At 71.1% G+C, this 19,563-nt stretch carries 19 protein-coding genes; 13 read left to right on the top strand and 6 right to left on the bottom strand.

The genetic code is table 11. The features are described from left to right. Positions 1–2: 2 nt before the first annotated feature. Entirely contained in the window at positions 3–1,370 is a 1,368-nt protein-coding gene (locus CP981_RS04425) for a nickel/cobalt transporter (protein WP_085923460.1), read from the top strand. A 273-nt stretch (positions 1,371–1,643) separates the two neighbouring features. Next, entirely contained in the window at positions 1,644–3,047 is a 1,404-nt protein-coding gene (locus tag CP981_RS04420; protein ID WP_085923459.1) for an SMI1/KNR4 family protein, read from the top strand. Positions 3,048–3,264: 217 nt separating this feature from the next. On the opposite strand, the gene CP981_RS04415 is transcribed toward CP981_RS04420, so the two are convergent. From CP981_RS04415 to CP981_RS04405, 3 genes are all read right to left on the bottom strand, one after another. After that, a complete protein-coding gene (locus CP981_RS04415; RefSeq protein ID WP_085923458.1) occupies positions 3,265–3,438 on the bottom strand; it encodes a CsbD family protein in 174 nt (57 codons plus the stop codon). 92 nt (positions 3,439–3,530) lie between these two features. After that, positions 3,531–3,782, bottom strand: coding sequence for a DUF5133 domain-containing protein (locus tag CP981_RS04410; protein WP_085923457.1), 252 nt, complete (start codon positions 3,780–3,782; stop codon positions 3,531–3,533). Between the two features lie 105 nt (positions 3,783–3,887). Further along, entirely contained in the window at positions 3,888–4,058 is a 171-nt protein-coding gene (locus tag CP981_RS04405) for a hydrophobic protein (protein WP_085923456.1), read from the bottom strand. Between the two features lie 339 nt (positions 4,059–4,397). Here CP981_RS04405 and CP981_RS04400 point away from each other — a divergent pair, with 339 nt between their 5' ends. After that, positions 4,398–5,231 (top strand): RNA polymerase sigma factor SigF, encoded by an 834-nt coding sequence (locus CP981_RS04400; RefSeq protein WP_085923455.1) that lies wholly within the window; start codon positions 4,398–4,400, stop codon positions 5,229–5,231. Between the two features lie 62 nt (positions 5,232–5,293). On the opposite strand, the gene CP981_RS04395 is transcribed toward CP981_RS04400, so the two are convergent. Both CP981_RS04395 and CP981_RS04390 read right to left on the bottom strand, forming a co-directional pair. Continuing rightward, positions 5,294–6,022 (bottom strand): hypothetical protein, encoded by a 729-nt coding sequence (locus CP981_RS04395; RefSeq protein WP_085923454.1) that lies wholly within the window; start codon positions 6,020–6,022, stop codon positions 5,294–5,296. A gap of 243 nt (positions 6,023–6,265) precedes the next feature. Beyond that, positions 6,266–7,081 (bottom strand): aldo/keto reductase, encoded by an 816-nt coding sequence (locus tag CP981_RS04390; protein WP_085923453.1) that lies wholly within the window; start codon positions 7,079–7,081, stop codon positions 6,266–6,268. Positions 7,082–7,494: 413 nt separating this feature from the next. Between CP981_RS04390 and CP981_RS04385 the strand changes: the two genes are divergently transcribed. Further along, a complete protein-coding gene (locus CP981_RS04385) occupies positions 7,495–8,946 on the top strand; it encodes an amidase (RefSeq protein WP_085923451.1) in 1,452 nt (483 codons plus the stop codon). A gap of 218 nt (positions 8,947–9,164) precedes the next feature. On the opposite strand, the gene CP981_RS04375 is transcribed toward CP981_RS04385, so the two are convergent. Continuing rightward, a complete protein-coding gene (locus CP981_RS04375) occupies positions 9,165–10,547 on the bottom strand; it encodes an MFS transporter (protein WP_085923450.1) in 1,383 nt (460 codons plus the stop codon). A gap of 321 nt (positions 10,548–10,868) precedes the next feature. On the opposite strand from CP981_RS04375, the gene CP981_RS04370 reads away from it, so the two are divergent. Genes CP981_RS04370 through CP981_RS04330 form a run of 9 tightly spaced genes read left to right on the top strand, consistent with a single transcriptional unit; the run spans position 10,869 to position 19,551 of the window. Continuing rightward, positions 10,869–12,392, top strand: coding sequence for an aldehyde dehydrogenase family protein (locus CP981_RS04370; protein ID WP_085923449.1), 1,524 nt, complete (start codon positions 10,869–10,871; stop codon positions 12,390–12,392). A gap of 17 nt (positions 12,393–12,409) precedes the next feature. Further along, complete coding sequence (locus CP981_RS04365) at positions 12,410–13,315, top strand: VOC family protein (RefSeq protein WP_085923448.1); 906 nt, start codon at positions 12,410–12,412, stop codon at positions 13,313–13,315. After that, the gene (locus CP981_RS04360) at positions 13,312–14,106 is read left to right on the top strand and encodes an aspartate dehydrogenase domain-containing protein (RefSeq protein ID WP_085923447.1); all 795 of its coding nucleotides are present in this window, start codon (positions 13,312–13,314) and stop codon (positions 14,104–14,106) included. The genes CP981_RS04365 and CP981_RS04360 overlap by 4 nt, the downstream gene beginning before the upstream one ends. Continuing rightward, a complete protein-coding gene (locus tag CP981_RS04355; protein WP_085923446.1) occupies positions 14,103–14,900 on the top strand; it encodes an alpha/beta fold hydrolase in 798 nt (265 codons plus the stop codon). Before CP981_RS04360 ends, CP981_RS04355 begins: the two co-directional genes overlap by 4 nt. After that, a complete protein-coding gene (locus CP981_RS04350; RefSeq protein WP_085923445.1) occupies positions 14,891–15,412 on the top strand; it encodes a cupin domain-containing protein in 522 nt (173 codons plus the stop codon). The genes CP981_RS04355 and CP981_RS04350 overlap by 10 nt, the downstream gene beginning before the upstream one ends. After that, positions 15,405–16,157 (top strand): SDR family oxidoreductase, encoded by a 753-nt coding sequence (locus CP981_RS04345; RefSeq protein WP_085923444.1) that lies wholly within the window; start codon positions 15,405–15,407, stop codon positions 16,155–16,157. The genes CP981_RS04350 and CP981_RS04345 overlap by 8 nt, the downstream gene beginning before the upstream one ends. Positions 16,158–16,176: 19 nt before the next feature. Then, positions 16,177–16,959 carry an SDR family oxidoreductase gene (locus CP981_RS04340; protein ID WP_085923443.1) on the top strand — a complete coding sequence of 261 codons (783 nt, stop codon included), beginning with the start codon at positions 16,177–16,179 and terminating at the stop codon, positions 16,957–16,959. Between the two features lie 11 nt (positions 16,960–16,970). Next, positions 16,971–18,596, top strand: coding sequence for a thiamine pyrophosphate-binding protein (locus tag CP981_RS04335; protein WP_085923442.1), 1,626 nt, complete (start codon positions 16,971–16,973; stop codon positions 18,594–18,596). 13 nt (positions 18,597–18,609) lie between these two features. Further along, the gene (locus tag CP981_RS04330; protein WP_085923441.1) at positions 18,610–19,551 is read left to right on the top strand and encodes a PDR/VanB family oxidoreductase; all 942 of its coding nucleotides are present in this window, start codon (positions 18,610–18,612) and stop codon (positions 19,549–19,551) included. Positions 19,552–19,563: the final 12 nt, after the last annotated feature.

The raw sequence follows: 19,563 nt of genomic DNA, 5'->3' as shown, positions 1-19,563 counted from the left end.
CTGTGCAATCCCTCAGACACGCCGGCGCCAAGGCCGCCCGCCCTCTCCTCGTCGGCATACTCACGACGCTGGCGCTGCTCGGTCTCGCGGGCACGGCGGACGCACACCCCTTCGGCGCGCCTCCCGCCGCCCGGGTCACGGCCCACGGCAAGACGGCCGAGGTCATCTGGTCGGCCGCGAAGGACGATCTGGCCGTACTCCGCAAGGAAGCCCACGCCGCCGACGAGTCCGAAGCGCACTACCTCGGCTCGCACATCCGGCTGAGCCAAAACGCCCGGCCCTGTTCGCTGCACCACGCGGACACGGCGCACCTCGTCCAAGACGGTGCCCGCCTCCGCTACCTCTGCCCCCGACAGGTGACCACGCTCGCCGTGACCATCACCGCCCTCAACGACGTCGACCCGAAGTACCGCACCATCTCCGTCACCCCGTCGGGCAGCGGCGGCCTGCACACGGCCCAAGAGCCGACCCATCCACTGACGCTCGTCCCATCCGGCAGCGGCGCCTCCGGTGCGGCGGCCGGGCCCCAGGGGCCGTTCAGCGTCTGGACGACAGACCTGTCCGGACTGCTCGCACACCGCGTCGTACTGCCCGTGGCACTCCTCGTCGCGGCGGCCGTAGGAGCCTTCCACGCCTGCGCCCCCGGACACGGGAAAACGCTCGCAGCCGGCTTCCTCGTCGGCGGCCGGGGGAGAGCACGGGACGCGGTATGGCTGGGCGTCATTGTCGCCGTGATGCACACCGCATCCGTCGCCGCACTCGCCCTCGCGTGGTGGCTCGCCGCGGACAACGCCCCCGACATCGCAGAACTGACCGGCTGGCTCCAACTGATCGCCGCCCTGGTCGTGGTCGCGGTCGGACTCGGACTGCTACGACGGCATCTGAGCAACCGGACTCATACGCACGACCACGACGGGCACGAGCAGGGGCACGACGGTCACGGGCACAGCCACAGTCCCGGGCACGGGCACGGGCACGGGCATCACCATGGGCACGGCCACTGCCACGCCCATCCCCACCTCCTCCCCGGCACCTCCCTGCTCACCTGGCGCGGCATCGCACTCCTCGGCACGTCCGGCGGACTGCTCCCTTCCCCCTCGGCGTTCCTCGTCCTCCTCAGCGGACTGCTCACGGGCCAGGTGGGCGCCGCGGTGCTGATGGTGGCGGCGTTCGGACTCGGAATGGCCCTGACCCTGACCGGCGTCGGCCTCGTCGTGCTCCGGGGACGCGACGCGCTACTGACCCGCGCCACCAACTCCCCGAAACTGCGCGCATGGACCCTACGAGCCCCCGTCATCGGCGCCTCGGCCGTGGTGCTCGGCGGCGGCCTGGCCTCCGCACTCGCCCTCACCCGCGTCCTGGCTCCGTAGGGGCCCATCGAGCCGTGCTCGTTCTGCGGGCAGTGTGCGCATGGTGCGAAGCGGTGACAGGAGGCAGGGGAGGACGCTCAAGGTCATACGGCATGAGGACGGCCGGCAGACAAGTGGCCAGTGCAGCGATCCACATGAGGACGGCCGGCAGACAAGTGACCAGTGCCGCGATCCAGATGACCGGACCGTGCCCGATCCGCAGGGAGATCGAGGCTGCCACCCGGCGCGAAGCTCGCGCGCTCCGTTGTCAGTGGCCCCGCGTACGGTCTCCGCATGACTGATCAGAACTCCCCCTCGCCCTCGCTGCACGACCTCGCGACCTGGGAGCCCGTTCTGCGGCTTCTGCGGAACAACGGGGCGGGGGAGCAGACCGGCCCGTCCCTCCGTGTGGCGGGACGCATCGGACGAGGGGGCTGGAGTCTGCCCCTGCGGCGGCGACTGGCCCCGTCCGGGCGGGCCGCGCAGGCCGTGGACATGCGGGACGAGGCGGAGGCGGTGGAGCGAGTGCGTCACGCGCTCGCGGACGCAGGTGTCGACGACATCTCCTTCACAGCGGAGATAGTGCCGACCGGGAAGACCACGCTCCGCCTGCTCGGGCCCAGCCCCGCCGTGGAGCCCGGCATCGGCACCCCGCACCCGGGGGCGCTCCTCCTGGTCGAGGGCGCCGTTCCGCACCCCTGGCGCTGTCTTCCCGAGCCGGCACCCGGGGCGGCGCCGGCCCCTTCGGCGGATCCGGCACTGCTGGAGCGGACGCTCCGTGAGCGGCTGCCCGATGCCACCGGCGCGACGGAGGCGGAGATCGCCACCGCGGAAGCGCGCCTCGGCGTCACCCTGCCCGAGGAGCTCAAGGCGCTCTACCGGGTGACGCGGTCACGCTGGCAGGACCGGTGCGAGGACCACGAGGCAGCGGAACGCGCGTGCAGGGCGGTCGGCTGCGAGCTCTTCGCGCTGGACGACCTGTACATCGCCGACGCGTCGTCCCGCCACTGCCGCTGGGAGTTCGCGGCACGCGAGGCGGTCATCACCCCGCCCCACGCTGCCGTGCAGGGCCTGGTCGGCTCACCCGGCTGGATCGCCTTCGGAGACAACGGAGGCGGGGACCGGCTCGCGGTCGACCTCACGCCGGGCCCGCGCGGCCACGTCGGCCAGATCATCATGCTCTCCCACGAGGAGAACACCGGCGCTGAACTGCTCGCCGACTGCCTCACCGACCTGGTGCTGGACCGGCCCGGCAAACACCACGGCGGCGGTGGCGACGACCAGCCGCCGGCCGTGGCCCATGTCAACATCAGAAGCCTGAGAAGCGTCGAGGCCGCCGCCCACCCCGGTCTGGAGGTGCTGTCCCTCGGCGTATGGGACGACGAGCCCTTCAGCCTCGCCCCCGTTACCGGGCTGCCGCGCCTGCGGACCCTCACCGCCTACCCCGGTACGCTCGCCGACCCGCTCGAGATCACGAAGCTGACCGGCCTGGAGTTCCTGGGGCTCGGGCCGCAGGAGTGGCGCGTACTCCTCGACGCCGGAGCCGTCCCGCGCAGCCTGTCGGCTGCCGCCATCACGGTGCATGGCAACCAGGACCCGCTGCCCATCGTGGCCATCGCCAACGAACTCCTGGCCCTCTGGGATCGCCCCCAGATCATCCAGACCGTCCTCGAAGGCGACTTCGGCCCCCTGCCTTAGCCACTGAGCGCTTCAACAGGTGACGGGGCCCGCGACCTGGCGGCTGCGGCGTTCCTGTACCGATGGGATCGGAAAGCGAAAGCACGCCGGCCCCGATCATTCCTGCATCGGGGCCGACGTGCCGGTGGTTGACGCACTCACCGCAGTGACACTTGCGCCCTTGGGCTGAGCGGAGCCCGAATTCCCGGCTCCGCCGCCCGCGCCTCATGCCACGCCGTCACTCCTTGACGGCGTCTTTGGCCTTTTCCTTGGCGTCGCGCAGATCGCCCTTGGCCTCCTTGGACGACCCTTCAGCCTCCATACGTTCGTTGCCCACGGCGCGGCCCACCGACTTCTCCGCCTTACCGGTGATCTGCTCGGTCTTGGCCTTTGCCTTTTCGTTGGCGCTCATGGTGAATCCTTTCGTCGATTCATGAAAGGTCGATTCATGAAGGGATGGGGAGGGGAAACCGGCCTTATGGAGAAGGAATCCGCTGTGGCCGGTCAGCTCGCGAGCTGGAGGGGCGCCGGGAGGGGCTGTCCGTGGGCCGCCTCTGCCAGATCCGCGTCGAGCTGCCGAGCCGCGAAGGCCAGGGCCGCTTCGACGGTCCGGGTGCCGGTGGAGACGCAGAGCGTGTAGGAGAGGTCCGCCAACTGCCGCCGGATCTCGTGGGAACTCCGCTCCGACTCCCGGTCACGGAATACCTCGTACTGCTTCACAAGGTCCCGCAGTATCACCGGATGGGGCTTCAGCACGGTACGTCCTCTCCCGGGGAACGCGGCACCGATGTGCCGCCTGTCGCCGATAATTGATTCAACACCACGTCTCATCCACCCTTTCAGGCCCGGTGGTTTCTACGGTCACCAGCGGTACCAGCGGCCTCGCTTGCCGCTGGGGCCGGCCGAACGCAGCACGAAACCCAGCAGCCATGCGGCAAGTACGATCACCGCTACGATCCACAGCGCCTTGAGTGCGAATCCGGCACCGAAAAGGACCAGGGCGAGAAGAAGAACGAGAAGCAGGGGAACCATAGTTATCAACCTCCGACCACCGTGTGCCCTCACGCCCTTCCACCACACCCCTGCATTCATGTGTTTCTCCCACGGCGGGCGGGGCATCCGTAACGGCTTCTCCTGCGCCGAATTCACCGCCTCCCTGTGTATCTCCGGGGGGGGCGGGACGTGCACCTGCGACGGACTCCGCCACCATGCCGACCGCTGAAGGCGCGGGGGCCAGGCTTCAAACGGTGTGCATACCTGACTGGGGCGCGGGTACCGGACCTCGCGACCGGGGAAGACACAGGAGGGAGCACAACTATGCGTGCCGGCCTTGCGACATCCGCAGTCCACGCCCAGGATTCCGCTGCTGACATGCGCACGGCTCCGGCTCCGGCTTCGCCGCCGGAAGACCTGCCGCACATCGAAGACCCGCAGAACATCGCGCCCCGGGACGCCCGGGAGCTGACACAGGTGTTCTTCCGGCGACTGGAGACGCTCGAAGAGGGCACTCACGCGTATCAGTACGCGCGCAACACCCTCATCGAGATGAACCTCTCCCTGGTCCGCTACGCGGCCCGCCGCTTCCGCAATCGCGGTGACGACATGGACGACATCCTCCAGGTCGGCACGATCGGCCTGATCAAGGCCATCGACCGCTACGACGTCTCCCGTGACGTCGAGTTCACCACCCTCGCCATCCCCTACATCACCGGGGAGATGAGGCGTTTCTTCCGCGACACCACCTGGGACGTACGGGTGCCGCGCCGCCTCCAGGAACTACGCGTCGACCTCGCCCGGGCCAACGAGAAGCTCTCCGGCCGGCTCGGCCGGGACCCCAAGGTCAGTGAACTCGCGGCTGAATTGGGCATCAGCGAGGACGAGGTCGTCGAAGGTCAGGTGGCCGCCAATGGCTACAACGCCTCCTCCATCGATGCCACCTTCCACGACGACGGCAACGACACGGCGCTCGCCGACCTCATCGGCGAACGTGACCCCGAGATGGACCTCGTCGAGGATCTGCACGCTCTCGCGCCCCTCCTGAATCAGCTCGAAGAGCGGGACAGGCACCTCCTCGAAATGCGCTTCGGCCAGGAGATGACCCAGGCGCAGATCGGCAAGGAACTGGGCGTCTCACAGATGCACATCTCCCGCCTGCTGACCCGCGCCCTCACCCAGCTACGCGCCGGCCTGCTCAACGAGGAGTAACACCTCCGGCCGGCGCACCAGGCGGTGAAGTGCACGCAGGTTATTCACTGTGGTTCGTGGCTTCACAGGGGCATTGGCGCTTTCAGCAGCCTGAGCGCGGCACAGCAGATGAGGAACACGCTGAGGCAGCACGAGAGTCCCAGAGTTTCAACACGGATGAGGCTGGCGGTGCCGTCGGTGAATACGCAGTCGACAGCCGGCGGCAGAAAGCCGCGCTCGGTATGCACGATTTCGCCGGAGGGCGCGGAGTGCAGATGAGCCACTTGCCAGCGGAAGCACTCATTGTGGAGATCGACGGCCGACAGGCGCATGAGCGGGGCGATTCCAGTCGCCCAGATGGCGGCGGCGACCGCGGGCGCGAGGACCGTGCCCGCCCTGGCCCAGCGCGGTGTGCGCGAGCTGAGAGTTATCGCCCTGCTGACCGTGCCTGCCACCAGGAGGGCTGCCGCGCACCACAGCAGCCATGTGCCCGCGGCCGTGGGGTGGCTGGGCCCGTACGCCGCCGAATCCGTCCAGTAGCACGCCAGACGTGGGGGGAACATGTCGACGCGGACGTAGGACAGCGGAAAGTCGTCGTCGAAGGTTCGCTGCCCGCACACCTCTGTCGGTCGCGTCAGAGCGAAGCCGTAGGCGAGTGTGTGGACATACCCCACGGCGCCCGTACACATCCCCAAGACCCACCAGCGCCGGTGCCGTGCGGGCTGACGCCGGCGCTTCCAGACCACGTAGGCGAACGCCCCGACGATTAACCAGATGCCCAACACCAGCCACAGAAACAACCATGCAAACACCTTTCACCCCCTTCGTCTCACCACCAGACGGAAGGAGCCTGTCGGCGGTTCCGAGGCAGGGCAGCTAGCGGGCTCCATTCACGGCTGCTACATACTGCTCGCTGCTCGCCGCCCCGCTGTGCGTTTCCCTTCCGGGGAACGAAGTACGCGAGTGCACCCACGCCGGCCACCGACCGCACCCTGGACCCGAATGCGGTACGTGATCCCTGGTCCGGGCCGTGAGGGGCAACTGGTCGGCTGACGTCAGTTGAAGAAGTCGGGGTCGGGGCCGGTACGGGTGCCGTTGTCGAGTGCAGCGATGGCGGCCATGTCAGCGTCGGTGAGCTCGAAGTCGAAGACGTCGAGGTTCTGGCGAATGCGCTCGGGCGTGGCCGACTTGGGGATCGCGACGTTGCCGAGCTGGAGGTGCCAGCGCAGAACGACCTGGGCCGGGGTCCTGCCGAGTCGGCCGGCGAGGGGGACGATGGCCGGGTGCCTCAGGAGGCCGCCGCGGGCGAGCGGGCCCCACGCCTCGGTCACGATGCCGTGACGTGCGTGGAAGGCCCGCAGCTCGGCCTGCTGAAGATGAGGGTGCAGTTCGATCTGATTGACCGCAGGGACGGTGCCGCCGGCGTCGAGGAGGTGCAGCAGATCCGCGGGCCGGAAGTTGGAGACGCCGATGGCGCGCGCCCGGCCGTCGGCGTGGATCTTCTCCAGGGCGCGCCAGGTGTCGAGGTAGGTGTTGCGGGCCGGGGCCGGCCAATGGACGAGGTAGAGGTCCACGTAGTCCAGCCGAAGCCTGGCGAGCGAGGCGTCGAAGGCGGCGAGGGTGCTGCCGTAGCCCTGGTCGGTGTTCCACACCTTGGTGGTGACGAAGACCTCGTCTCGTGCGATGCCGGACGAGCGCAGGGCCCGGCCGACGTCGCTCTCGTTGCCGTAGGCCGATGCGGTGTCGATGCTGCGGTAGCCGTTCTCCAGGGCCGTGGCGATCTCTTTCTCGCCCACCTGGAAGGCCCCGAAGCCCAGCTGCGGCATGGTGACGCCGTTGTTCAGGGTGACGGCGGGTACGGCGGCAGTCATGGCGAAGATCCTTTCGTGTCCCCACGGGCCCTGTGCTCCGCTTGGAAGGGCCCGCGAGCGAGGGGGTGCGGGGCGGAAGACGATCACGGCGTCTCTTGAAACTACAATAATTGAAACTGCGACTAATGCAAGCGCGGTATATGCGCTCAAGCGGGCAATGTCCCTTCGCGGGTGCTGCCCTCCTTGCCGGACTGGGGCCCTCGGTGCAGCTGCGGCCAGTTGACGATCCAGTTCGCGATGGCGTCCAGCGCCATCACACCGCTGGCCCGCCGGACACCCGCGGACCGAACGAGTCCCGCCGGCACTACGGCCATCGGGTCGAGGACCGCCAAGCAGATGAGTATGGGGACATCAACCCCGTTGTGCGAAGCGGCATTTCGTGCCCTCTTCCCCATGCCCATACGGTCGGATTCATGAAGTGGAATTTTCCGACGGCCGAACAACTTGCGGCTGCCTTGCGTGCCGGTGAAGTGACCTCGGCGGAACTGACCGACGAGGCGATCGCCCGTATTGAACGGGACAACGATGCGATCAACGCGATCTGTGTGCCGGACTTCGACCGTGCACGGGCCGCCGCGCGCGATGCCGACCGGGCGCGTGCCCGCGGTGAGGACCGGCCGTTGCTGGGCATTCCGGTGACGGTCAAGGACTCGTACGACATTGCGGGGCTGCCCACGACCTGGGGTATGCCGCCGCACCGGGACTACATGCCGGCCGAGGACGCGGTGCAGGTGTCGCGGCTCAAGGCCGCGGGCGCGGTGGTGCTCGGGAAGACCAATGTGCCCTTGGGGCTGCAAGACATACAGAGCTTCAACGAGATCTACGGCACCACCAACAACCCGTGGGATCACAGCCGCACGTCGGGCGGATCCTCCGGCGGCTCGGCGGCGGCCCTGGCGTGCGGATTCGGCGCGCTGTCCATCGGCTCCGACATCGCCGGTTCGTTGCGCACCCCCGCGCATTTCTGCGGCATTTACGCGCACAAGCCGACACTCGGGCTGGCGGCGAGCCGCGGCATGGTCCCGCCGCCCGGTCCGGCCCTGCCGGTCGAGCAGGACCTCGCCGTCGTCGGTCCGATGGCGCGCACCGCTCGCGACCTCACGCTCCTGCTCGACGTCATGGCCGGACCGGACCCGCTGACGTTCGGTGTGGCGTACCACCTGACGCTGCCGCCCGCGCGCCACGAACGGCTCCGCGACTTCCGGGTCCTGGTCCTCGACGAGCATCCGCTCATTCCGACCGGATCCGCCGTGCGGGCGGGCGTGGGCCGGGTGGCCGACGCGCTTGTCGACGGCGGTGCCCGCGTCGAGCGGGACAGTCCGCTGCTGCCCGATCTGACCGAAGCCGCGATGCTCTACAGGCAGTTGCTGTTTTCGGGCTCCGTTGCACGTTTTCCCGTCGAAGCATACGAGCAGCTGCGGACCCGTGCCGCCCAACTGAGCGCCAACGACCAGAGTCTCGATGCGGCAATGCTGCGCGGCATGGTGTGCAGCCATCGCGACTGGATCGAGGCGAACAGCCGTCGCGAGCTCCACCGTCACGGCTGGCGGCAGCTCTTCGCCGAGTTCGACGCGGTGGTGTGTCCCATCACGCCCACTCCCGCGTTCCCGCACGACCACAACCCCGATCCGAGGGAACGCCGGATCGACATCGACGGCGTCGAGTATCCGTACTTCGACCAGCTGGTCTGGGCCGGTCTGGCCACGATGCCCGGTCTGCCCGCCACCGCTGTACCAGCGGGCCGGTCGCCCGAGGGTCTGCCGGTGGGAGTGCAGCTCATCGGTCCGATGTTCGAGGACCGCACCCCGCTGCGGCTGGCCGAATTGCTTGAGCAGAAGATCGGCGGCTTCCAGGCACCGAAGTAGGGCGTACTGCCTGGGTTCACTTCATGCCGGCGGCAGGAAGCAGGGGCCGCACGGCCATTGACGGACTGCTGGGGAGGCGGGGAGGCGAAGCCCCATCCGCTGCCGCGACCGCCAGGCCCACAACGTGCCCGGCGGCTGGTCCACGCGGGTACCGTACTCGGATGATCCGCCGCTGGTACGCGGGTGGGGCGGGTGAACGGGGGCCGCGGCCCTGGACCTCAGGGTGAGATTTCCTCCAGCGTCCGCCCCGCTGTCTCCTCGCAGCACGCGGCCGCCACCAGCGCCCCCAGCAGTGCGACCCCGCCCAGCATCGCGAAGACCCCGGTCAGTCCGGTGCTTCCGGCGTAGACCGCGCCGACCAGCACAGGGCCCAGGATCACGCCGACGCGGTTGAGCGCGCCCCCGACGCTGCAGCCCAGCGCCCGCATCCGAGTCGGATACAGCTCCGGTGTGTAGAGGTAGAGGCTGATGTTGGAGCCGAAGAAGCAGACCGCGGCCAGTGACGTCCACAGCAGCACCTGGACCGGTGTACGGGCGCCCAGTGCGGCCAGGACGAGGAGGAGGGCAGCCGCGCCGCCCAGGAAGAGGGCGAAGATCCGGCGGCGGCCGATCCGGTCGATGGTGAGCGCGGCCAGCAGGCAGCCCAGCAGCCCGGAGACCGAGGTGACGGTCGAGTAGAGCAGCGCGTCGGGGAGCGAGAGCCCGAAGCGGGCCCCGTAGAGGGTGGGCAGCCAGGAGGTGATGCCGTAGTTGACGAAGTAGCCGGTGAACCAGAGGGTGCCGACGACGAGGGTGCGGCGGCGGTAGCGGCCGCTGAACAGGCCGCCGGTGCCGCCGGCCTCCGTGGTGGCAGGTGCGGCGGGTGCTGCCGGCGGCAACGGCCGGCCCGTCGCGTGTGCCACCTTCGCCTCGATGAGTTCCATCGTCGCCTCCGCCTCGGCCTGCCGTCCGTGCTCGGCGAGCCACCGCGGCGACTCCGGCACCGTGCGCGAGACCAGTACGCACAGCAGTCCGGGCGCGGCGGCCAGCGCATACATCCAGCGCCAGCCGAGCACCGGCACGATCCAGGCGGCGCAGAGCGCGCCAAGGGTGAGCCCGGCGGGGAACACCAGCTCGTAGAGGAGGACGAAGCGGCCGCGCCCGTGGCTGCGGATGATCTCGCTGATGAAGGCGGCCGCCACCGGTACCTCGCCGCCGATGGCGAGGCCCTGGACGAACCGCAGAAGGGTGAAGAGGCCCGGCCCGGGGCTGGCGGCCAGAGCGAGCGAGGCCGTGCCGGAGACGGCGATGCACAGCACGATGACCTTGACCCGGCCGATGCGGTCCGCCATGCGCCCGGAGAGTAGTGCGCCGCACAGCATTCCGGCCGAGCCGACGGTCAGGACCAGGGTGGACTCCGCCGTCGACAGGCTCCACTCCTGTCGCAGCTGGGGCATCGCATAGGCGATCAGTAGTTGGTCGAAGGCTTCGAAGAAGGTCACCACGCCGATCACGATGCGGACGGTGACATGCCAGCGCGACAGCGGGAGGCGTTCGAAGCGGGCCGCGATGGCAGCGCGGGTGGCGCCGCCATCGCGGCCCGGGGAGGTGTCGAGGCTCATCCGGGATTCCTCCAGACCCGCCGGTGCGGCGGGTGAGGGACGAGGGGAGGGGAGGGCGTCGGGGGTGCGGGCCCGTCTGGAGCTCGCTCGGGCTTTCCCGTACGTAAGCGCAAAGTTTCTAAGCGCTTAAGTTCTATCGACCTGGGGGGTGGAGTCGTCAAGGGTTTGACCAAAGGAAGTTTTTTCGTCGCAGACCCTTGTGAGGGAATAGTTAAGGGCTTAGATTTCTGGCGCTGAAGTAATCGTGGGGAAGTGGCCAGCTCTGCCCGGTGCGCCGGGCGGCTCGGCCGCCCCTCTCAAGTCACCGTCAGGAGGCCGCGGATGACCGTCGAAGAGCCGGCGCAGCAACGGGTGCCGGCACCGGAGTCCACCCCGGACGAGATCCTCGTCGCGGGGGAGTGGCGGCGCGGCAGCGGCGATCCGGTCGAGATCACCGATCCCGCCACCGGCCGCACCCTCGCCGTTCTGGCCAATGCCGACGCCGGCGACGTCGACGAGGCCGCCCGGCACGCTGCCCGCGCGGCCGCCGAGCCCGCCTGGCGCGCACTGCCGGCCCACGGACGGGCCCGGCTGCTGCACCGCATCGCCGAGGCGCTCGACACCGGAGCCGAACGGCTCGCCACGCTCCAGACCGCCGAAACCGGCAAGACGCTCACCGAGACCCGCGCCCTCGTGGCCAGCGCCGCCGCCACCTTCCGCTACACCGCGGCCGCCGTCGAAACCGCGGAGGAGGCCCTCACCCCCGCCCGCGGGGACTGCCTCACGATGAGCAGGTACGAGCCGATCGGCGTGGTCGGTGCGATCAACCCGTGGAATTCACCGCTTGCCAGTGACGCGCAGAAACTTGCCCCGGCGCTCGCCGCCGGCAACGCGGTCCTGCTCAAGCCTGCCGCGTGGACCCCGCTCGGCTCACTCGCCCTGGGGCGTCTCATCGCCCGGACGCTCACCGAACTCCGGCTCCCGGAAGGCCTGTTGTCCGTCCTGCCGGGGCCCGGCCGGGTCGTCGGTGACGCCCTCGTACGCCACCCGCAGGTCGGCAGGATCAGCTTCACCGGCGGCACGCGCACCGGCCGGGCCATCGCCCATGCGGCGGCTGAGAAGCTGATGCCGGTCTCACTGGAGCTGGGCGGCAAGTCGCCGACCGTCGTGCTCGCCGACGCCGACCTCGAACAGGCCCTGGCCGGCGTGCTGTTCGGGATCTTCTCGTCCACCGGCCAGTCCTGCGTCGCCGGCTCGCGGCTGTTCGTGGCCCGCGAGCGCTATCAGGAGTTCGTCACCGCCCTCGTCGGCCGGGCACGGAAGCTGCGTATCGGGCCGGGAACGGACCCCGGCACCCAGGTCGCGCCGCTCGTGCACCATGCGCACCGGGACTCGGTCGCCGCCTACGTCGACCTGGCCCGCGCGGAAGGCGCCCGGGTGCTCTGCGGCGGGACCGTCCCCGACGGCGACGCCTACCGCGACGGTGCCTACTACCTGCCCACCGTCCTCGACGGCCTGCCCAACTCCGCCCGTACCTGCCAGGAAGAGATCTTCGGCCCGGTCCTGGTCGCCCTGCCCTTCGACGACGAGGACGACCTCGTACGCCAGGCCAACGACTCGGTTTACGGCCTGGCCTGCGGGATCTGGACCCGCGACCACCGCGCCGCCTGGCGCCTCGCGCGCCGCATCGACGCCGGCACCGTCTGGATCAACACCTACAAGCAGTTCAGCGCCTCCACGCCGTTCGGCGGCATGAAGGACAGCGGTCTCGGCAGGGAGAAGGGCCGCGACGGCATTCGCGCCTACCAGCGCCAGAAGTCCCTGTACTGGGGCCTCTCGGACGCTCCGCTGCCCTGGGCCCAGTGACACCTCCGGAGGATTTGATGCCCCACCCCCCGATCGCCCGACTGCGCGCCCTGCGCTCCGTCGAACTGCTCACCCCGCACTTCGCCGAGGCCACCGACTTCTACCAGGAGGCCTGGGGCCTGGAGACCGTCGAGGCCGACGGCGGCGCGAGCTGGCTGCGCGGCACCGGCGACGAACATCACGCACTTCAGCTCACCCGCTCCGACCGGACCGGCCTCGGCCGGCTCTCGTTCGCCCTCGACACCCCCGCGGAGGCCGACGAGGCCGCCCGCCGGCTCGCCGCGCGCGGCATCCGGCCGGTGTCCGGGCCCGGCCCGCTCGACCAGGCCGGCGGCGGCTACGGCCTGCGCTTCCACGACCACGAAGGACGCCTGGTCGAGCTGTCCGCCGAAACCTGGGCGGTCGCCCCGCGCGGCCGTGACGCCGCCGTCCCCGTCGGCGTCACCCATGCGGTCCTCAACACCACCGACATCGACGCCTCCGTCGCCTTCTACCGTGACGTGCTCGGCCTGCGCGTCTCCGACTGGTCCGAGCATCAGATGGCGTTCCTGCGCTGCAACGCCGACCACCACTGCATCGCCTTCAACCAGGCCGAATGGGTCTCCCTCAACCACGTGGCGTACGAGATGAGTTCGGTCGACCACTTCATGCGGGGACTGGGGCGCCTCAGGCACCACGGCATCACCCCGCGGTGGGGGCCCGGCCGGCACGGCCCCGGCAACAACACCTTCTCCTACTTCACCGACCCGACCGGGCTCGTGTGCGAGTACACCTCCGAGGTCGCACAGGTCGTGGAGGACCGCTGGATCGCCAAGGTGTGGCGGCGGACCCCTGAACTGTCCGACCTGTGGGGCACGGCGGGCCCGCCGTCCGCCGAGATCCGCCGCCACATGGCGGGCTCCCCCGAAGGAGTGCGCGCATGACGGCCCGGAAGGTAGGACTCATCGGCTGGGGTGCCATCGGCCGCGTCGTCGGCACCGCCCTCGTCCGGCAGCAGGTGCCCGGCGCCGAGCTGCTGTGCCTGGTCGACAACCGTCCGCTGGGCGAGGCCGCGCCCGCACCGCAGGTCTCCTTCGAGGAGGCCCTGGAGCGCTGCGATCTGATCGTGGAGGCCGCGGGACAGGGCGTGGTCCGGGCTTGGGGCGAGCGGGTCCTTGCCTCCGGGGCGGACCTGCTGATCGCCTCGACCGGCGCCCTCACCGACGAGGAACTGTCGCAGCGGCTGCGCACCACCGGGCCGGGCCGGGTCTACTTCACCGGCGGCGCGGTCGGCGGTCTGGACCTCCTCCAGGCCGTACGCTCCCTCGGGCCCCTGGACCACGTCCTGCTGACCACCACCAAGCTGCCTGCCACCCTCGAACAGCCCTGGATGGGCGACGCGTTGCTCACCCGGATGCGGACCGCCACCGGCCCGGTCGAGGTGCTGTCCGGCACCGCCCGCGAGGTCCCGGCGCGGTTCCCCCGCTCCACGAACGTGGCCGCCTCGGTCGCACTCGCCGTCGGTGACCTGGACGCGGTCCGGGTCCGGGTCGTCGCCGACCCCGCCGCGCACCACACCCGCCACGTCATCGAGGCATCCGGCGCACACGGCTCCTACCGCTTCGAGGTCTCCCACCTTCCGGACCCGGGCAACCCCGCCACCAGCCAGGTCGTGCCGCACGCGGTGCTGCGCTCGCTGAGCGTGCTCGCCGGACGGACGGGACAGATCCTGTGAGCGCCCCGGTCCACACGGTGCAGGCCGGCGACCGCGGGCCGCTGCTGCTGTGCCTGCACGGCATCGGCTCCTCGTCGGCGGCCTTCGCCCCGCAGCTCGCCGAGCTCTCCGCACACGCCCGGGTGGTGGCCTGGGACGCGCCCGGATACGCCATGTCGCCCGACCCGCCGGGGCCGTTGGACCTCGACGGATATGCGGACACCGCCGCCGCGCTGATCCGCTCCCACGGCGCTTCCGCGCACGTCCTAGGCGTGTCCTGGGGCGGTGTGATCGCGCTGCGGCTCGCCGCCCGCCACCCCGGTCTCGTCGACTCGCTGATCGTCGCCGACTCCGGCCCGGGGTCGGGGACGGACCCGGCGAAGGCCGACGCCATGCGGGCCCGGGCCGAGGAGCTGGCCGGGCTGGGCCCCACCGCCTTCGCCGAGCGGCGCGGCCCCCGGCTCGTCTCACCGCACGCGCCGCCCGCCCTCGTCCGGCACGTCATCGACACCATGGCCACCGCCGTCCGTCTGCCCGGCTACGCCTACGCCGCCGCATCCATGGCCTCGGCGGACCTCCGCGGCGAGCTGGCGGACCTCACCGTCCCCGCCCTCGTCCTCTGCGGCGACCAGGACCGGGTCACCGGCATCGAGGCCTCCCAGGCTCTCGCCGGGGCCCTGCACAAAGCCGCCTACGTGATCGTCAAGGACGCCGGCCACCTGGCCAATCAGGAACAGCCCGCGCACTTCAACGCGTGGGTCCGCGCCCACCTCGACATCGTCACCGAGCAACCGAAAGGCCCGTCATGCCTCTGACCACGACCGCCTACGACAACGGCGACGACCTCGCCGCGTACACCGACTCCCTCATCGCCACCAAGGACTCCCGCGTCGCCGACTTCGACACGCTCTCCTTCCAGGAGAAGGCGGGCCCGCAGTACCGGCGCGGCCAGATCCGCTACGTCGGCTCCGGCGCCACCGGCAACCACGACGGCGACCGCCGCATCCTCCCCTCCGGCGGCTTCACCTTCTCCAACATGCTGCTGCCGCCCGGCGCCGAGGGGCCGGCCCATACCCACCACGACGTCGAAGAGGCCTTCTTCGTCCTGGAGGGCCGGGTCCGGGTCGGCATCCACCGCGGCCCTGACGAGGCCGAGTACCGCACGCTCGGCTACCGCGACATGATCGTCGTGCCGGCCGGTGTCACCCGCTCACTGAAGAACGAGGGCGACACCGACGCCTTGTTCTGCGTCGTCATCGGCACCCGCAAGCCGCAGGTGCCGTCCTACCCCGCGTACTCCCCGATGCACGGTGTCACCCGTGACTGACGCCCCCGGTGGCGCCCGCACCGTCGTCGTCACCGGCGCAGGCCGTGGCCTGGGACTGGCCATGGCCCGCCGGGCCGGCGCGGACGGCTTCCGGGTCGTGGTCGCCGAACTGGACGCCGAGCGGGGCGAGCGGGCGACGGCGGAGCTGCGCGCCGACGGCCTCGACGCCCGCTTCGTACCGTGCGATGTCGCCGACCCGCGGTCCGTCGACCGCCTGGCCGATGCGGTACGGACCGGTGGCCGGCTGTACGGCCTGGTCAACAACGCCGCACTCGCCAACGGCGTCGGCGGCAAGGAGTTCTGGGACCTTGGAATCGAGGCCTGGGACCGGCTGATGACCGTCAACGCCCGCGGCCCCTGGCTCGTGTCGAAGACCCTCCACCCGCTGTTCACCACCCCCGGCCGGATCATCAACATCGCCTCGGACGCCGCCTTGTACGGCTCCCCGCGGCTCGCCCACTACATCGCCTCCAAGGGCGCGGTCATCGCGCTCACCCGGGCCATGGCCCGGGAGCTGGGCGAGCGCGGCATCACCGTGAACGCGGTGGCGCCCGGCCTCACCGAATGCGAGGCGACCGAGACCGTGCCCGCCGGGCGGCACGACCTCTACCGGCTGAACCGGGCGATCTCCCGACCCCAGCAGCCCGACGACCTCACCGGCCTCGTCTCCTTTTTGCTGAGCGACGCTTCCCGCTACCTCACTGGACAGACCATCGCCGTCAACGGCGGCTTCACCATGAACTGAGCGACTGGAGCAACGAGTTATGGATCTGGGCCTCGCCGACCGCACCATCTGGGTCACCGGCGGCAGCTCGGGTGTCGGCCTGGCCACGGTCCGCGCCCTGCTCGCCGAGGGCGCCCGCGTCGCCACCTGCGGGAGGGACGCCGGCCGGCTCGCCAGGGCGGCCGCCGACCTCGACAGCGACCGGCTGCTGACCGGCGTGTGCGACATCCGCGACGCGGGCGCCGTCCACGCCTTCGCCCGGCGCACCGCCGAGACCTTCGGCGGCCTCGACGGGCTCGTCAACAACGCCGGGCAGTCCCGTATGAAGGGCCTCGACGAGGCGACCGCCGAGGACTGGCGCGACGAGCTGGAGCTGAAGTTCTCCGGCGTCCTCCACCCCCTCGACGCGGCCCGCCCGTACCTGAAGGCCTCGGACGCGGCGAGCATCGTCACCGTCAACGCGGTCCTCGCCAAACAGCCCGAACCGCGCCTGATCACCACCAGCGCCGCCCGCGCCGGCCTCCTCAACCTCGCCACGTCCCTGGCGGCCGTCCTCGCCCCGGACGGCATCCGCGTCAACTCCGTCTGCCTCGGCCTGATCGACACCGGCCAGTGGGCCCGCCGCCACGCGGCCGCGGACTCCGGCATGACCTACGAGGACTGGCAGGCGGAGCTGGCCGCCGACCGGGGCATCGCTCTCGGCCGGCTCGGCCGCGCCGAGGAGGTCGCCTACCCGATCGTCGCGCTGCTCTCACCGCGCGCCTCCTACATCACCGGCACCAGCATCGACGTCTGCGGCGGAGTCGGCCGCGGCATTCTCTGAGGAGCGCATCCATGCGTCACGACACCGGAGGCGATCTCCTCGTCGCCGTCCTGCGTGAGCTCGGTATCGACACCGTCTTCGGCATCGTCAGCGTGCACAACCTGCCGCTGGTCGAGGCCGTCGACCGGGAGCTCCGCTTCGTCCCCGTCCGCCACGAGGCATCCGCGGTGAACGCCGCCGACGCCTATGGACGGGCCCGCGGCACCCTCGGCTGCGCCCTCACCTCAACCGGCACCGGCGCCGGCAACGCCGCCGGCTCGCTCATCGAGGCCCTGTCGTCCGGTACGGCCGTCCTGCACGTCACCGGACAGGTGGAGTCACGGTTCCTGGGCAGCGGACGCGGCTTCATCCACGAGACCAAGGACCAACTGGGCATGCTGACGGCGGTGTCCGCCTACGCGGCCACGGTGCCGTCCGCCGGGGCGGCCGGCCGCATCCTGCGCACGGCCGCCCGCGCCGCGCGCACCACGCCCGGCGGTCCGGCGAGCGTGGAATGGCCGATCGACCTCCAGTACGCGGCCCATGACGACCCCGCCGAGCCCTGTGCCACGCCGCCGCCCCCCGCTCCCGACGAGGGCGAACTCGCGGCCGCCGGCGCGCTGCTGGCCGCCGCGCGGCGCCCGCTGATCTGGGCGGGCGGCGGCGCCACCCGGGCCCGCGGCCCCCTCACCGAGCTGCTCGCCGCCACCGGCGCGGGCCTGCTCACCTCCAACTCCGGCCGCGGCGCGGTTCCCGAGGACCACCCCCAGGTCCTGGGCAACTTCGCCACCACTCCGGCCGCGCGCGCCCTGCTCGCCGACGCGGACCTCCTCCTCAGCATCGGCACCCACTTCCGCTCCAACGAGACCGCCGACTACGACCTCGGCCTCCCCGACACCCACCTGCAGATCGACCTCGACGCCGCCGCCCTCGGCCGCAGCTACCCGGCCCGGCACACCCTGCACGGCGACGCCACCGCCGTACTGGAGCGGCTGCTGCCGCACGCACGGCCCGCCGAACCCGGCTGGACCGGGCGCATCACCGCCACCCGTGAAGAGGTCCGCGCAGCCCTGCACGACGCCATCGGCCCTCAGGCCGCGCTCTGCGACGCGCTCCGCGCCGCCCTGCCCCGGCAGGCGGTCATCGCCCGGGACGTCACCATCCCCGCCAGCAGCTGGGGCAACCGGCTGCTGGAGATCTACGACCCGCGCGACAACGTCTTCCCACGCGGCGGCGGCATCGGCCAGGGCCTCGCCATGGGCATCGGCGCCGCACTCGCCCGCCCGCACACCCCCACCGTCGTACTCGCCGGCGACGGCGGTCTCGCCGTGCACCTCGGCGAACTCCTCACCCTTGCCCAGGAACGCCCCCGCCTCACCCTGCTCGTCTTCAACGACGGCGGCTACGGCGTACTGCGCAACATGCAGGACGCCCACCGCGACCGGCGCTCCGGCGTCGACCTGACCACGCCCGACTTCGCGCTGCTGGCCCGCGCCTGCGGGCTGCCGTACCTGCGGATCGCCGCCGCCGAGCACGCCGAGCCGGTGATCACCGAGGCCATCGCCGCCGACGGGCCGACCCTCGTCGAAGTCGACCTGGCGGCGCTCGGGCCGATGAAGACCCCGTTCACCCCACCCGTGAAGATCCCCACCCCGTAGGGAGGCCGCCACCATGACCGCTCCAGAATCCCGCCTCGACCTACGGGTGCACCGCATGACCTGGGAGGCCGACCACGTCCTCTCGGTCGAGCTCACCCGGCCCGACGGCAAACCCCTGCCCGCCTGGGAACCCGGCGCGCACCTCGACGTCCACGTGGGCGGGCAGATCCGCCAGTACAGCCTCTGCGGCGACCCGGACGCCACGGACACCTACCGCATCGCCGTCCTCGACGCGCCCGCCTCCCGCGGCGGTTCGCGCCACATCCACACCCGGCTCCGCCCCGGTCAGACGCTCACCGTCACCGGCCCGCGCAACCACTTCGCGCTGGAGGAGGCCACCGGCTACCTCTTCCTCGCCGGCGGCATCGGCATCACCCCGCTCCTCGCCATGGCCCGGGCGGCCACCCGGCGCGGCACCCCCTGGCGCATGGTCTACGGGGGCCGCACCCGCACCTCGATGGCGTTCACCGGAGAACTGGCGGCCCTCGCCGGCGACGTGACGACCATCCCGCAGGACGAGGACGGCCCGATCGACCTCGACAAGGCCCTCGCCGGCCTGCCCGCGGGCACCCTCGTCTACTGCTGCGGCCCCGAACCCCTGCTCACCGCCGTCGAGGAAAGCTGCCCCGCCGGACAGCTGCGCCTGGAACGCTTCGCCGCCCCCGCCGTCGCCCGCACCGGCGACCGGACCGCCTTCGAGGTCGAATGCCGCCGCTCCGGCCGCACTCTCACCGTCGGCGCCGACACCTCGATCCTCCAGGCCGCCGAGGACGCGGGGCTGAGCGTCGACAGCTCCTGCCGCGACGGGATCTGCGGCTCCTGCGAGACCCGCGTACTCGACGGCACCCCCGACCACCGCGACTTCCTGCTCAGTGAGGCCGAGCACACCGCGAACGCCACCATGATGATCTGCGTCTCGCGCTGTGCCTCCGGCCGCCTCGTCCTCGACCTGTGACCCCTGGAGGCA

Source organism: Streptomyces platensis (assembly GCF_008704855.1).
GTDB classification, from domain to species: domain Bacteria; phylum Actinomycetota; class Actinomycetes; order Streptomycetales; family Streptomycetaceae; genus Streptomyces; species Streptomyces platensis.
Note: the sequence above shows the minus strand (reverse complement) of the source record. Positions and strands in the feature narration are given on the sequence as shown.